The sequence below is a fragment of the Arthrobacter sp. UYCo732 genome, assembly GCF_040547265.1.
Lineage (GTDB): Bacteria > Actinomycetota > Actinomycetes > Actinomycetales > Micrococcaceae > Arthrobacter.
In genome coordinates this window covers 52252-65772 of record NZ_JBEPPJ010000015.1, presented here as the reverse complement: position 1 = coordinate 65772, position 13521 = coordinate 52252, and the positions used below count along the sequence as shown (strand labels likewise).

12 protein-coding genes and 4 pseudogenes are annotated in these 13521 nt (G+C 66.4%); 4 read left to right on the top strand and 12 right to left on the bottom strand.

The features are described from left to right. The first annotated feature begins 31 nt into the window (after nt 1-31). Nucleotides 32-658, top strand: a complete 627-nt coding sequence (locus tag ABIB45_RS16700; protein WP_354216960.1) for a thymidine kinase — start codon at nt 32-34, stop codon at nt 656-658. On the opposite strand, the gene ABIB45_RS16695 is transcribed toward ABIB45_RS16700, so the two are convergent. From ABIB45_RS16695 to ABIB45_RS16685, 3 genes are all read right to left on the bottom strand, one after another. Continuing rightward, nucleotides 655-1845: a 4-hydroxybenzoate 3-monooxygenase gene (locus ABIB45_RS16695; protein WP_354216959.1), complete on the bottom strand. Its 1191-nt coding sequence runs from the start codon at nt 1843-1845 to the stop codon at nt 655-657. The genes ABIB45_RS16700 and ABIB45_RS16695 overlap by 4 nt on opposite strands. A 106-nt stretch (nt 1846-1951) precedes the next feature. Then, nucleotides 1952-2716: an IclR family transcriptional regulator gene (locus ABIB45_RS16690; RefSeq protein WP_354216958.1), complete on the bottom strand. Its 765-nt coding sequence runs from the start codon at nt 2714-2716 to the stop codon at nt 1952-1954. A 43-nt stretch (nt 2717-2759) separates the two neighbouring features. After that, nucleotides 2760-3812 (bottom strand): FUSC family protein, encoded by a 1053-nt coding sequence (locus tag ABIB45_RS16685; RefSeq protein WP_354216957.1) that lies wholly within the window; start codon nt 3810-3812, stop codon nt 2760-2762. A 177-nt stretch (nt 3813-3989) separates the two neighbouring features. Here ABIB45_RS16685 and ABIB45_RS16680 point away from each other — a divergent pair. Continuing rightward, nucleotides 3990-4402, top strand: a pseudogene (locus tag ABIB45_RS16680) (amino acid-binding protein); the annotation flags it as partial. A gap of 66 nt (nt 4403-4468) precedes the next feature. Here ABIB45_RS16680 and ABIB45_RS16675 read toward each other — a convergent pair. The 7 genes and pseudogenes from ABIB45_RS16675 to ABIB45_RS16645 all read right to left on the bottom strand — a co-directional run. Beyond that, nucleotides 4469-5401 carry a diacylglycerol/lipid kinase family protein gene (locus ABIB45_RS16675; RefSeq protein ID WP_354216956.1) on the bottom strand — a complete coding sequence of 311 codons (933 nt, stop codon included), beginning with the start codon at nt 5399-5401 and terminating at the stop codon, nt 4469-4471. Between the two features lie 51 nt (nt 5402-5452). Then, nucleotides 5453-6826, bottom strand: coding sequence for an NAD(P)(+) transhydrogenase (Re/Si-specific) subunit beta (locus ABIB45_RS16670; RefSeq protein ID WP_354216955.1), 1374 nt, complete (start codon nt 6824-6826; stop codon nt 5453-5455). Further along, complete coding sequence (locus ABIB45_RS16665) at nt 6823-7173, bottom strand: NAD(P) transhydrogenase subunit alpha part 2 (protein WP_354216993.1); 351 nt, start codon at nt 7171-7173, stop codon at nt 6823-6825. Before ABIB45_RS16665 ends, ABIB45_RS16670 begins: the two co-directional genes overlap by 4 nt. Nucleotides 7174-7175: 2 nt before the next feature. Next, on the bottom strand, nt 7176-8384 hold the full coding sequence (locus tag ABIB45_RS16660) for a Re/Si-specific NAD(P)(+) transhydrogenase subunit alpha (protein ID WP_354216954.1): 1209 nt from the start codon (nt 8382-8384) through the stop codon (nt 7176-7178). Nucleotides 8385-8491: 107 nt separating this feature from the next. Further along, nucleotides 8492-8728: pseudogene (locus tag ABIB45_RS16655) on the bottom strand (IclR family transcriptional regulator domain-containing protein); the annotation flags it as partial. Beyond that, nucleotides 8671-9288, bottom strand: coding sequence for a 3-oxoacid CoA-transferase subunit B (locus ABIB45_RS16650; protein ID WP_354216953.1), 618 nt, complete (start codon nt 9286-9288; stop codon nt 8671-8673). The gene ABIB45_RS16650 and the pseudogene ABIB45_RS16655, both read right to left, overlap by 58 nt. A gap of 2 nt (nt 9289-9290) precedes the next feature. After that, nucleotides 9291-9740, bottom strand: a pseudogene (locus ABIB45_RS16645) (3-oxoacid CoA-transferase subunit A); the annotation flags it as partial. On the opposite strand from ABIB45_RS16645, the pseudogene ABIB45_RS16640 reads away from it, so the two are divergent. Beyond that, nucleotides 9732-10376, top strand: a pseudogene (locus tag ABIB45_RS16640) (MFS transporter); the annotation flags it as partial. The pseudogenes ABIB45_RS16645 and ABIB45_RS16640 overlap by 9 nt on opposite strands. Before the next feature lie 56 nt (nt 10377-10432). On the opposite strand, the gene ABIB45_RS16635 reads toward ABIB45_RS16640, so the two are convergent. Beyond that, nucleotides 10433-11509: an ATP-dependent DNA ligase gene (locus tag ABIB45_RS16635; protein ID WP_354216992.1), complete on the bottom strand. Its 1077-nt coding sequence runs from the start codon at nt 11507-11509 to the stop codon at nt 10433-10435. 142 nt (nt 11510-11651) lie between these two features. Between ABIB45_RS16635 and ABIB45_RS16630 the strand changes: the two genes are divergently transcribed. After that, complete coding sequence (locus tag ABIB45_RS16630; RefSeq protein WP_354216952.1) at nt 11652-12878, top strand: pyridoxal phosphate-dependent aminotransferase; 1227 nt, start codon at nt 11652-11654, stop codon at nt 12876-12878. A 15-nt stretch (nt 12879-12893) separates the two neighbouring features. Here ABIB45_RS16630 and ABIB45_RS16625 read toward each other — a convergent pair whose 3' ends face one another. Then, nucleotides 12894-13373: a hypothetical protein gene (locus tag ABIB45_RS16625; protein ID WP_354216951.1), complete on the bottom strand. Its 480-nt coding sequence runs from the start codon at nt 13371-13373 to the stop codon at nt 12894-12896. Nucleotides 13374-13521 lie beyond the last annotated feature (148 nt).

Genomic DNA, 13521 nt, shown 5'->3' with positions numbered 1-13521 from the left:
ATCGATAGCCGGACCCATTGAAAGGACCCACTTGTCCAAGCTTTACTTCCGCTACGGCGCCATGAACTCCGGGAAGTCAACCGGGCTCCTGCAGGCCGCGTTCAATTACGAGGAACGCGGGCAGCGGGTCCTGCTGGCCAAGCCCGATGTTGACACTAAGGGCGACACCGACATTGTGTCCCGGCTGGGGATGACGCGGTCCGTGGACTTCCTGATCTCCCCTGACGCGTCCGTCCGCGGGCTCTTCGCCGCCCAGGCCGCCGGTGACGACCCCAACGCACTCCTCGAACATGTGGACCAAAAGCCGGTGGCCTGCCTGCTGGTGGACGAGGCGCAGTTCCTCACGCCCGAACAGGTGGATGACCTGTTCCGTATTGCCGTGCTGGACAACGTGCCGGTGCTGGCCTTCGGCATCCGGACCGATTTCCTGACCCACGCGTTCCCCGGCTCGCGCCGGCTGCTGGAAGTGGCGCACACGCTGGAGGAGCTCAAGACCATCTGCCGCTGCGGGCGCAAAGCCATCTTCAACACCCGCCGCGTAGGCAACGAAGTGGTGTTCGACGGCGACCAGGTGGCCATCGACGGCAGGGACGTCTGGTACGAGTCGCTATGCGGCGCCTGCTACCTCGAAGAATCCGGCGGCCGGCTGGGCTCCTAGACGGCGCCCGGCCAGCCGGTGTACGCCTCGGCGAGATAGGCCATCCCGTGCCGTGAGGAGACCACGGAATGCAGTTCGCCGAGCTGACGGGCACGGGAAAAGTCATCCGCGTCAGTGGGGGTGTGCAGCATGGTGGTCATCCAGTAAGAGAACTGCTGCGCCTTCCATACGCGCTCGAGGGCACGGTCGCTGAAGCTGTCCAGCAGCGCAGTGGAGCCGCTGCCGTAGAAGGATTCCAGTCCCTCAAAAAGAACTTTGACATCCTGGATGGCCAGGTTGAGGCCCTTGGCGCCCGTGGGCGAGACGGTGTGTGCTGCGTCGCCGGCCAGGAACAGGTTCCCATGGCGCATCGGGGTGTGTACAAAGCTCCGGAACGGCAGGACCATCTTGTCGATGACCGGCCCCTCCTTGAGCTCGAAGCCGTTACCGTTCACGCGGCTGCGGAATTCGGCCCAGATCCGATCGTCGTCCCACTCGGCCACACTTTCCGTGGGAGCACACTGGAAGTACATCCGCTGGACGGTTTCGGTCCGCTGGCTGATGAGGGCGAAGCCGTTGTCCGAGTTGGCGTAGATCAGCTCGTCAGAGCTGCGCGGGGCTTCAGCAAGGATCCCGAACCAGGCGAACGGGTACTCGTGGAAGTACTGGGTCCGTGAGGCCTCCGGCACCTGGCGGCGGCAGTGGCTGCGCGAACCGTCCGCGCCCACGAGGAACTCGGCCTGGATCTCGTACTCGACTCCGTCCGAGTCGGTAAACCACACTTTCGGCTTACCCTCGAGGTCGTGCACGGAGGTGTCCGTAACGCTGTAGCGGACGTCGCCGCCGTCGGCCTTCCGGCGTGCAGCGAGATCCAGGAAAACGTCCGTCTGCGGGTAGAGCCAGACTGACTCCCCCACGAGATCCTTAAAGTCGATGCGGTGGCTTTCACCGTTGAAACGCAATTCGATTCCGTCGTGCCGGTCGCCGTCGCGCAGCACCCGGTCCGAGACTCCGCTGTCCACGAGCAGGTTGACCGTGCCGTGTTCCAGGATTCCGGCGCGGACCGTTTCGGAGATTTCCTTCTGGCTGCGGACCTCGATCACCCTGGACTCGATGCCGGCCTTGGCAAGCAGGTGGGAAAGCATGAGGCCAGCGGGACCGGCGCCCATGATGGCCACCTGGGTGGTGATGGCTTTGCGTGGTGCCATGACTAGTTCTCGCTTCGTTGCGGGGGCGGGCGCTGGTGGCGGGCCGATGATTGGGTCTGCTAACAGTTTGGGCCGGGCAACGTGCCAGGCGTTACGGCAATTCCATTCAACGGAAGAGCGGACTACGTTCGCTGTTGTCGAGCCTTCGCGCAATGCCCCGCGCGGCTGTTTGCAGCGCCGGGACCAGCGCCTGGAGCCGCACCTCCCGCAAGGGCACCACGACGCCGAGTGCAGCCACGGCGCGCTGCCTAGGATCCATAACAGGGACGGCGATTCCCCAGGTATCCGGATCAACCACGCCGGCCAGCTGCGCGAAGCCCTGGTGGGCCGCTTCAGCAAGCAACACCCGCACGGTTTCCGGCTGCATCTTTCCCGCCGGATCGCCGAACTGCTTCAAGTAGTCCCGTTGCGTGACTTTGTCCTGGTATGCCATCAGGGCGAGTCCTGCCGAGGAGATATGAACGGGCATCCTGCCGGCCACCTGCGCCCGGTTGGCCACGGATCCGCGACGGGACAGCCGCTCCACAAACAGTGCCTCCCAACCGTCCAGTACCGCTAGGTTTACGTTCTGGTTGAGGACCTGCTGGATGTCCTCCATGAATGGCATGGCGGCCTGACGGAGCGCCAGAGTAGGCGAATTGCGGTTCACGAGTTCCCACAGGCGGAGACCCAACCGCACCGTTCCGGCGTCGCCGGTTTCCAACAGTCCGTGCCCGGCCAACTGCCGGACCAGCCGGTGGGCGGTGGTGAGCGGGAGTCCGGCGCGGACTGCCAGGTCAGAGAGCTGGAGTGTGCTGACTCCCTCGGGAAAGGCGGAGATTACCCGGACCACCCGGTCCACCACCGAGTCGCCGGAGACTGAATTTGCCATGCCTGCCGCTTCCATTCAACGGTACGGGTGAAATGCCCCCAGACTATACCCGGCGCAGGCGGCGCCAAGCCACGGGTGCCAGCACCACGGCAACGCCAACGGCCGCACCGATCACCGTTTCGACAATCCGGTCACGAAGCAAGATGCCAGGCGAAGAGGGCACCACCAGCAGGGTGGAAATCAGCGCCAGCGGCGTGACAAACAGCTGCGCCAGCACGTACTGGCGGGCAATGAACAGTTCCGCACCGAACTGGCACACCGCGATCACCAGCACCGTCTGCCACGGCGCCAGTCCAACCAGCAGGACACCGGCGAGCAGGGCCAGGCCCAGGATCGTTCCCATAATCCTTTGGATGCCGCGGCTGACGCGGTGCCGCGTCGTGTGCCCTACAAGGGGCACCACCGCTGCCACCATGGCCCAATAGTTATGGCCGAAACCGAGCCATTGACCAGCCACCGTGGCCAGCGAACCTGCCACGCCGGCAGCCACGAGATAACCGAGGCCTTCGAGCCAGGTGGCCCGCCGTTCATCCGCCAGGAGCCGCAGCGGCGGTGGCCAGGTCCAGGGCGTCCGGCAGCGGGGCATCAGCCTGGCCGAGAATCCGATCACCAGGGCCAGCGCCGTGGTCAAGACAGCCACCAGCATCCCGTCCCCCAGCGGCGGCTGGTTGGGGACGGACGCGATGGCCGCAAACGCGAAGATGTGGAACAACGAACCGGCAGGGCGCAGGCGCAGCAACGAGATGGCCACCGAACACGAGCCCGCCACCAGCGTTGTAGCCAGGACCAGAAGCCAGGTGGACGCCATCCCGTCCAGCCCCCACGCGTCCCCCATGCGGCCGGCGAGCGCAGCCAGGAACATCACCAGCAGCATCAGGAGGCCGGCACGGAGCTGCAGCACCAGCCGGGTTCCATGCGGTTCGTTGCGTCCGTAGATGCCGGTAAACGCACCGAATGAGGCGAAGATTGCCAAGTCCAACCGGCCGAGCACCACCAGCAGTATCAGTGGTACGAAAATACCAATCGCGCACCGGATTGCAGGGTGGTGATCGTTCTTGCTGGGGCCAATGGTGAACATGCCCTCGAGGACTTTCACGGTCTGGTTTGCGCCTTTCCTCGACGGACCGCACACAGCGCTCCACCTAAATCCTATGTCCCACGCCGTTCGAGGATCGGAACAGCGGGGCAACACCGCCGAAACACCCCCCTGTGATCCTTGAGGCATGAAGCGAACTGCCAGCAACACTCCCGCTGCCCAGCTGAGGTGTGAGGTTGGCGGCCCCGCACGGTTCTGCACGACCAGCCGGGTGCGCTGCAGAAGCCCACCCGCGCCCTCGCCCGCCTGGATACCAACATCCTGAGCATCCACGTCCACCCGGTGGCTGGCGGTGTATTGGACGAGTTTGTGCTGTCCGCCCCCGGAAACATCAGCGAACGCCAACTGCTGGATGCCCTGCACGACGGCGGCGGGTCCAGTTCCCGTGTCTGGCCTACCACGGCGCTGGCCATGGCAGACGGGCATACCAGGCGTTGAGCCTCGCTGCCAGGATCGCCGGCGCACCGGACGAACTGCCGCTGGCAGTCGCCGAACTGCTCCGCGCCCGGATCCTCACCCCGGCGGAAGTTGCCTTGGAACGGCACGACGCCGGGACGCACCTGAAGATCCCCGCCGCCCGGCGCCCCCCAAGTGACTGGCACTTAACGTCGTGAAAAGCGCTTTTCACGACGTTAACTGCGAGTCAGTTGGGCGGGTTACAGGCGCACGGTGAGGGCCCCGGGATCGATAGTCATGACGACTTGCTTGGCATCGCCCTCATGGTCGCCGTCGATCTGGTAGTCGTCGTTGTGTTCAAGCCTGATCTCCACGGATTTCCCCTGGAAATACTCCACCGCAGTGTCCTTGTTCCGGCCCCGGCCCCGGCCCCGGCCAATGATCCCGACGATCACCGAGAGCCAGCCCAGGCGCCCGTGGTGGGGCGCCAGCACCGCCACGTCCACCAGGCCATCGTCCATTTTGGCGTCGGGGAAGATCTCCAGTCCGCCCTGGACCTTGCCGCAGTTGCCCACCATCACGCTGCGCACCCCGCGGTGAACCACGTCCTTGCCGTCGATCTCGATGGTGGCCTTCACGGGCCTGCCGGGCAGGTTCCGGATGCCGGCATCCACGTAAGCCAGCCAGCCCACCTTGTCCTTAAGGTCCTCGTTGGTGTCGGCCATGATGGTGGCGTCGTAGCCCACCCCGGCCATGACCAGGAAGACCTGCTCCTTGTCGAGGTCGTCCCGCCGGGCACGGACCACGTCGATCTTCCGCTCAGTTCCCGCCAGCGCCCCGGCCATGGCACCGTCAAAGTCCGTGATGTCCATACCGAGGTTGCGGGCCAGGAGGTTTCCCGTCCCCAACGGCAGCAGCCCCATGGGCACGTCACCGCCGGCCAGGACCTCAGCCACGCACCGCACTGTACCGTCACCGCCAGCTGCAATCACGACGTCGGCCCCTTGCTTAAGTGCCTCCTTCGCCTGCCCGACGCCGGGGTCCCCCTTGGTGGTCTCCAGCCAGATGGGCTCACCCCAGCCGTTATCCGCGCTGTGCTTGGCTACGAGTGCTTCGACGTCCACGTCCGCCGTTTTGGCAGGATTGATGATGATGGCCGCGCGCTTGAGGGCCGTGGGGCTGTTGGCAGTCATGGTGTCCTTCGCTGGGGTGGGGGAAGTGGGCCTGTGGAGAAGCGTACTTGGCTACAGCGCTTTCACGGCTCCCAGCACTTTGGCCAGGGAATCTTTGGCGTCACCGAAGAGCAGGGACGTCTGCGGTTCGTACAGGAGTTCGTTCTCTATCCCGGCGAATCCTGGGCGCATGGAGCGCTTCAGGAAGATCACCTGGCGGGCGTCGGCCACTTCCAGGATGGGCATGCCGTAGATGGGCGAGCCGGCGGATGTCTTCGCTGCCGGGTTCACCACGTCATTGGCGCCCACCACCAAAGCGACGTCGGCCATGCGGAATTCGGAATTGATCTCGCCCATCTCCTTGAGTGATTCGTACGGCACGTTGGCCTCGGCCAGGAGCACGTTCATGTGCCCCGGCATCCGGCCGGCCACGGGGTGGATGGCGAAGTCCACCTCGATGCCGCGGGCTTCAAGGGCCAGGGCCAGCTCTGCCGCGGTGTGCTGGCCCTGGGCCACGGCCAGGCCGTAGCCGGGGACGATGATCACCCGCTGTGCGTACCCCAAAAGCACTGCCACGTCCTCTGCGCTGGAGGACCTGACTGGACGTTCGCTCACGGCGGTGGATCCCGCCGTCGAACCTCCCTTGAACGCACCGAACAGGATGCCGGCCACGCTGCGGCCCATCGCGGCCGCCATGGCCCGGGTGAGGATGGTACCGGAGGCGCCCACCAGCGTGCCGGCCACCACCAGCAGCACGTTGCCCAGCACCACGCCCGACGCCGCCACGGCCAGGCCGGTGAACGCGTTCAGGAGCGAAATAACGATGGGCACGTCGGCCCCGCCCACCGGCAGCACCAGCAGCGCGCCGGCGGCAAGGCCCAGCACCATCAGCAGCACCGCGAGTGCCAGGGAACCGGTCAGGACGACGGCGACGGCGGTGCCCACGGCGGCGAGCAGCACGGCGGCCATCACCACGGGGAGCCCGGGGAACACCACGGGGCGGGTGGTCATGAGCTCCTGGAGCTTGGCGAAGGTAACCCCGGATCCGGCGAACGACACTGCGCCCACCAGGAGGGTGAAGACGATGGCGAGGCGGACCCAGGGGTCCGCGGTGTGGCCGAGTTCCAGGAGCGCGACCAGTGCCGCGGCACCGCCGCCCACCCCGTTGAACAAGGCCACCAGCTGCGGCATTTGGGTCATTTTCACCCGCCGGGCCACGGGCGCGGCCACCGCCGTTCCCAGCGCGATGGCGGCAATGATCCAGGGAATGTTCTCCAGCCTGGCCGACAGGAACACGTTGACGACGGCGAGCAGCGCGCCGAAGGCGCCGATCAGGTTGCCGCGGCGGGCGGTGCGGGGAGAGCTGAGGCCGCGGAGGGCCAGGATGAAGAACACTGCGGCGGAGAGGTAGAGGAGCGAGGTCCAGACCGGACCGAGGAGGCTCACTTTCGGTCCCCCTTGGCCGTAGCTCCCGTGCCCGCCGCTTCCTTGCCCGCTGCATCCTTGCGGACAGGCTCCGTCCGGCCATGGAACATGTGCAGCATCCGGTCGGTGACCACGAAACCGCCCACGAGGTTGGCGGTGGCCAGCACGACGGCCAGCAGGGCCACGGCCAGCACCCACGGATCGGCTGCCTGCCCGGCCACGATGACGGCACCCACCAGGATTATGCCGTGAATGGCGTTCGCGCCGGACATCAGGGGCGTGTGCAGGGTGCTGGAGACCTTGGAGACCACTTCGAAGCCCACAAACACCGCCAGCACGGTGACCGTCAGCAGGCTCATGCCATCCATCATCAGATTCCTCCCTCGTTCCGGACCCCGTCGGCCTCTAGCCTGGGCGCATGGTCGGGCAGGGCGGGAATGAGCGCCGCCAGCGCCTCGGCCGTGGGCCGGTGCCGAACCCCGCCGTCGTGCGTGAGGCACGAACCCGCGATCACGTCGTCCTCGAAATCGGGCGCCACCGTGCCGTCGCGGGTCATCAGGGCGAGCAGGTTGGCCACGTTCTTGGCGTACAGGCGGGACGCGTCCGAGGCCATCGCGGACGGCGCATCCTTCAGCCCCACCAGAGTGACGTGGCCCTGGCCGTCAGCGGTGGGCACCAGGATGTCCGCACCGGGAACGGCACCCTCCACGTTGCCGCCGGACTCTGCGGCGAGGTCGACGACGACGGAACCGGGGCGCATGCCCTGCACCATTTGGCGGCTCACCAGGAGCGGCGCCCGCCTGCCGGGGACGGCCGCCGTCGTGATCAGGACATCAGCCTGCGCGACGTGCGGGGCGAGGAGTTCGCGCTGCAGGGCGCCGCGGTCGGCGCTGAGCTCCCGGGCGTAGCCGCCGGAGGCCTCGGCCGTTTCCAGGTCCAGTTTGATGAAGGTGCCGCCCATGGACGCCACTTCGTCGGCGGAGGCGGGCCGGATGTCGTTGGCGGAAACGCGGGCGCCGAGTCGTTTCGCGGTGCCGATGGCCTGGAGCCCGGCAACGCCGGCTCCCAGCACCAGGACGCGGGCCGGCGGAACCGTGCCGGCAGCGGTCATGTAGAGCGGGAAGAATCTGGGGAGCCGGATCGCGGCCTCCAGCACGCACCGGTAGCCAGCCACCAGGGCCTGGGAGCTAAGGGCATCCATGGACTGGGCGCGGGAGATGCGCGGCACCAGTTCCAGGGCGAATGAGGTGACGCCGGCTTCGACGAGGGCCTGCACCGTGGCCAACTCGGACGACGGCGAGGCAAGGCCCACTGTGACGGCGCCCCTTTTCAGGGCCTTCGCCGTCGCGGGTTCCAAGGGCCGCACGTGGGCGAGGATGTCCAGGTCAGCGAGGTTGAGGGCCTGGACGATCCGGGCTCCGGCCTGGGCGTACTCGTGGTCTGAGTGGCCGGCCGCGGCGCCTGCATCCGCTTCAACCAGGACCTCCAGGCCCAGCCCTGACAGTTGTTTGACCGTTTCCGGCGTGGCGGCCACACGCCGCTCACCTTCATGCCGTTCCTGCGGTATGCCCAGTTTCAACCGCCAACTCCCTTACGGACGTAGTTGGCTCGAGTCTATGGCCCCCTGCGCGAACTGGCAGCTAATTCCGTCAGTTTCGCGTTGGGCGTCTGCTGCCGGTTGGCGCCTCAGCCCCGCGCGGTCAGGTCCGCGGAAACCAGCTTGGCCGTGGCAACGATTTCGCGGGCAGCCGCAGCCAGGTACGCCTCAGGGTCAGGCTGGGCCGCGACGGATTGGGCCTGCAGCGACACGTTGACCGCAGCCACGACCTTGGTTGGGCCGTCGTACACCGGGGCGGCCACGGACATCAGCCCAAGTTCCAGTTCCTGGTCCAGCAGGCACCAGCCTTGGGCGCGGACCGTGTCTTGTCCGTGTACACGCGGGTCACGCAGCCGACGCCCGTGAGCGGGTAAGTGCAGGCTTCCACGATCTTCGCCGCGCCCTCACGGGTCAGGAGCGTCATCATCACAAAGACGTCCTTGGCACCGGTGGCCAGGTCCATGGCCCCGCCAACGGCCGGGATGGCGTCCGGTGCGCCGGTGTGCCAGTTGGCGAGGTCGCCGGTGGCCGAGACCTGGAACGCGCCAAGGACACAGATGTCCAGGTGGCCGCCGCGCATGATCGCAAACGAATCGGCGTGGTGGAAGTAGGAGGCACCCGGCAGCTCGGTAACGGGGATCTTACCGGCGTTGATGAGGTCGCCGTCGATCTGCTCACCCTCGGCGGCCGGCCCCATGCCCAGCATCCCGTTTTCCGTGTGGAGCGTGATGTTCTGCTCCGGCTTGAGGTAGTTGGAGACGAGCGTGGGCTGGCCGATGCCGAGGTTCACGAACGAGCCGGGCACAATGTCCCGCGCCACGAGTTCGGCTAGTTCGTTGCGGCCCAGGGGCTTGTCGCTGGTCTGGATGCTGGTTGCGATGCTCATGGTCAGGCCACCTTCACGATGCTGTTGACGTAAATTCCGGGGGTGATGACATTTTCCGGGTCGAGTCCGCCGGTGGGAACGATCTCGGACACCTGGACCACGGTGTGCTTGGCGGCGGCTGCCATGATGGGGCCGAAGTTGCGGGCGGTCTTGCGGTACACGAGGTTCCCCACGCCGTCGGCCTTCAGTGCCTTGATCAGTGCGACGTCGGCGTGGATGGGCGTCTCAAAGACCTGGCCGCGGCCGTCGATGATGCGGGTTTCCTTGCCCTCGGCCAGCATGGTGCCGTAACCGGTGGGCGTGAAGAACCCGCCGATGCCGGCGCCGGCGGCGCGGATCCGCTCGGCCAGGTTGCCCTGCGGGACGAGCTCCAGTTCGATTTCGCCGGCGTGGAACTTGGCGTCGAAGTGCCAGAAGTCGGACTGCCGCGGGAAGGAACAGATCAGAAGACGGCCCAGATCTCCAAACTCCCGGTGGCCGATCTCCTCAAGGGCCACTGGCGCGACGTCCTCCGCGTCGTGGCCTGTGCCTTTATCGCCGCCGTGTCCACCGTGTTCGGGACCCTGGCCATCAGCTACGCCAAGACCGTCGCCGGCGTTGACGGCACCACCACCCTGTGGCTCGTGGTCGGCGCCAACCTGGTGGCCCTGGGCACCCAGCCGCTGTTCGGCAAGCTGGCAGACCGCATCGGCCGCAAGCCCGTCTTCATCTACGGTGCGGTAGCCAGCGCGATCCTCACCCCGGTGTTCCTGCTCAGCCTCGAATCCGGCAGCATCCCGCTGATGTTCGTCGCAGCCATCGGCTTCTTCTCCTTCGGCTACGCAGCCTCCAATGCGGTCTGGCCGTCCTTCTACGCCGAGATGTTCAGCACCAGGGTCCGCTTCTCCGGCCTGGCGATCGGCACGCAGCTCGGCTTCCTGATGGCAGGCTTCGCCCCCGCCATCGTGGCCGCGATGGGCGGCATCAGGCCCGGCGGCTGGGTCCAGATCAGCATCTTCACTGCCGTCATCTGCGGTATCGCGGCCATCTCCGCGCTGACCGCCAAGGAAACCTTCAAGGTCCCCACCAGGGAGCTCGGCCTGAAGTAAGTCCGGCGCTTCAGCGATCAGCCCGCCACCTTCCGGGGTGGCGGGCTTTTCCGTGCCTAAAGCCTGCCGGTCTCCAGCACCTGCGCCAGGTCGAAGGTGACTGGCTCCTCCAGCTGTTCATACGTGCAGGACTCGGGATCGCGGTCCGGCCGCCAGCGCGAGAACTGGGCCGTGTGCCGGAACCGGTCGCCCTCCATGTGGTCGTACCTGACCTCCACGACGAGCTCCGGACGCAGGGGGACAAAGGACAGGTCCTTGCCGGCGCTCCAGCGGCTGCCTTCAGCTTTGCGGGGCGTCCGTTCGCCTTCTTCCTGCTTGGCCCAGGCCCACGGGTGGCCGTCAAAATCGGTGACGAGCGCCTGGAGCTCCTCGTACAGTTCCTGGCGGCGTTTCATCGGGAAGGCGCCGATCACGCCCACACTGGCCAGGCCGCCGTCGTCCTTGTATAAACCGAGCAGCAGCGAACCGATCAGGTCCGGCCCGCTCTTGTGCACCCGGTAGCCGGCCACCACGCAATCGGCGGTGCGTTCGTGCTTTATTTTGAACATCACCCGCTTGTCCGGCTGATAGCTCCCGTCCAGCCGCTTGGCCACAATGCCATCCAGCCCGGCACCTTCGAACTGTTGGAACCAATGTTCAGCGGTGTCCTTGTCCCGGGTGGCCGCGGTGACGTGGACGGGCGCATTGCTGCCGGCAAGCGCCTTCTCCAACGCGGCGCGGCGCTCAGTGAAGGTTCGGTCGGTGTAGTCGTCGTCGCCCAGCGCCAGCAGGTCGAACGCCACGAAACTGGCAGGGGTCTGGGCTGCGAGGAGCTTGACCCGGCTGGCGGCGGGGTGGATCCGCTGCTGCAGGGCGTCGAAATCCAGCCGGTCCCCGGAGGCTCCGATGAGGACAATCTCGCCGTCGATCACGCACCGCGGCGGCAAGTTTTCCTTCAGGGCTTCCACGAGGTCGGGAAAGTACCGGGTCATGGGCTTCTCGTTGCGGCTGCCGATCTCCACCTCATCGCCGTCTCGAAAGATGATGGAGCGGAAGCCGTCCCACTTGGGTTCGTAGCTGAGCTCCCCCTCCGGGATGCCGCTGACGGCCTTGGCGAGCATGGGCGGGACGGGCGGCATCACGGGAAGTTCCATGGTGCCCATTCTTGCCCGGGAGCCGTTCCGTGGGTAGGCCTGGGACAACAAAAGCGCAGGTGAACGCTCGACGGCGGTTCGTCCGTTGAGCTGGACCGTTACGGCTGCCGCCGTTTCCAAGTGCGCTGTGAAATGATCTACCATGCGCGAAATGCAGCACTCCAGCAAACTCCAGGACGTCCGGTACGAACTCCGGGGGCCCATCCTCCAGGCCGCCAAGAACATGGAAGCCGAAGGGCACCGGATCCTCAAGATGAACCTGGGCGATACCGCGCCGTTCGGCATGGAGGCGCCCGAGTCGGTGGTGGTGGACATGATCCATCACCTGCGCGGCGCTCAGGGCTACAGCGATTCAAAAGGCATCTTCTCGGCGCGGACCGCCATTTCGCAGTACTACCAGACCCGCGGCCTCATGCAGATCGGCGTCGAAGACATCTTCATCGGCAACGGCGTCAGTGAACTCATCTCCATGTGCCTGCAGGCCTTTATGGAAAACGGCGACGAAATCCTGGTCCCGGCCCCCGACTACCCCCTGTGGACCGCCGCGGTGACACTGACGGGCGGCAACCCGGTGCACTATCTCTGCGACGAGGCCGAACAGTGGTGGCCGGACATGGCCGACGTCGAGGCAAAGATCACGCGCCGCACCAAAGGCATCGTGATCATCAACCCCAATAACCCGACGGGCGCCGTGTACCCGCGGCACATCCTGGAACAGTTCGCGACGCTGGCCCGCAAACACAACCTGGTGCTGTTCTCCGACGAAATCTACGAGAAAGTGCTCTACGAGGACGCCCAGCACATCCACACGGCGTCGGTGGCGGAAGACGTGTGCTGCCTGACTTTCAGCGGCCTCTCGAAGGCCTACCGCATGCCCGGCTACCGCTCCGGCTGGGTGGCCATCACGGGTCCGCTCGCCGCCACGGCGGCCTACCGTGAGGGCCTGGAGCTCCTCGCGTCACTGCGGCTCTGCCCCAATGTCCCTGCCCAGCATGCGATCCAGACCTGCCTGGGCGGTTACCAGAGCATCGAGGCGCTGGTGCGGCCCGGCGGCAGGTTGCGCGATCAGCGGGACCTCGCCTACAAACTCCTGACGGCGATACCCGGCGTCACCTGTGTCCCGGCAGCGGGTGCCATGTATCTCTTTCCCCGGCTCGACCCGGAGCTCTACGCGATCAGGAGCGACGAGCAGTTTGTCCTCGACCTCCTCCAGGACCAGAAGATCCTGGTCTCCCACGGCTCCGCTTTCAACTGGCCCACGCCGGACCACTTCCGCTTTGTGCTCCTTCCGTCCGTCCTGGACATCGAAGAAGCCGTGCGCAGGATCTCGACGTTCCTTGCCGCGTACCGGAGCAGTGTGGCGGACTGACCGACGCCGGCAGCGTCACGGTGGTGTGGCCCGCCCCTCGGCGGCTGCAATAAGCTTTTCGGTTTCCCGCAGCACGAGACCCGCCGTCCCGGACCCGACCCGCACCGTCATGTTCCGCGAGGGCAGGTGGACCTCCCGTGGCACGGCCCCGGGGCGGATGCCCTGGGTGGCCTCCGCCGCGGCAACCCGGCCGAGTTCCTGGTCCTGTATTCCCACGGCCAGCGCGCTCATCAGGTCAGCGTCCTCCGGTGTAGCCAGATCGCTGCCGATCAGCTGCACCAGGACCTTGATCCCCGCCAGCCGCCGCGGGGGATCGATGGCGTTCAACGCGGAGTCGATGCCCCACTGGGCCCGTTTCCACCATTGGTCGCGCCTGTCCGCGCGCGCCCTCTGCCGGTAGGTCAAATACGCCACCAGAACCACTCCGAAGGTCGCAAGCGGCGCCACCGCCGCCACGGCCAGCAACCCGGTCCAGACGCCCGTTGCGATCTCCATGCCACCACCTTAGGCTCCAAGCTGCAGGATGCGGTTGACGCCGCCGAAACCGGCCCGGCGCAGAGAACTTACCGGGCCCTAACCGTCAGGAAACAAGGCCGCAACAATACGCCGCCACACTGGAAGTGCCGGCAAGTGCAGGCATCAG

Bases quoted from the DNA above. Each gene is read 5' to 3' on its own strand.
- ABIB45_RS16625 (WP_354216951.1), bottom strand. From the start codon at position 13,373: ATGGAGATCGCAACGGGCGTCTGGACCGGGTTGCTGGCCGTGGCGGCG.
- ABIB45_RS16630 (WP_354216952.1), top strand. From the start codon at position 11,652: ATGCGCGAAATGCAGCACTCCAGCAAACTCCAGGACGTCCGGTACGAA.
- ABIB45_RS16650 (WP_354216953.1), bottom strand. From the start codon at position 9,288: ATGAGCATCGCAACCAGCATCCAGACCAGCGACAAGCCCCTGGGCCGC.
- ABIB45_RS16635 (WP_354216992.1), bottom strand. From the start codon at position 11,509: ATGGAACTTCCCGTGATGCCGCCCGTCCCGCCCATGCTCGCCAAGGCC.
- ABIB45_RS16695 (WP_354216959.1), bottom strand. From the start codon at position 1,845: ATGGCACCACGCAAAGCCATCACCACCCAGGTGGCCATCATGGGCGCC.
- ABIB45_RS16675 (WP_354216956.1), bottom strand. From the start codon at position 5,401: ATGACTGCCAACAGCCCCACGGCCCTCAAGCGCGCGGCCATCATCATC.
- ABIB45_RS16665 (WP_354216993.1), bottom strand. From the start codon at position 7,173: ATGGATGGCATGAGCCTGCTGACGGTCACCGTGCTGGCGGTGTTTGTG.
- ABIB45_RS16690 (WP_354216958.1), bottom strand. From the start codon at position 2,716: ATGGCAAATTCAGTCTCCGGCGACTCGGTGGTGGACCGGGTGGTCCGG.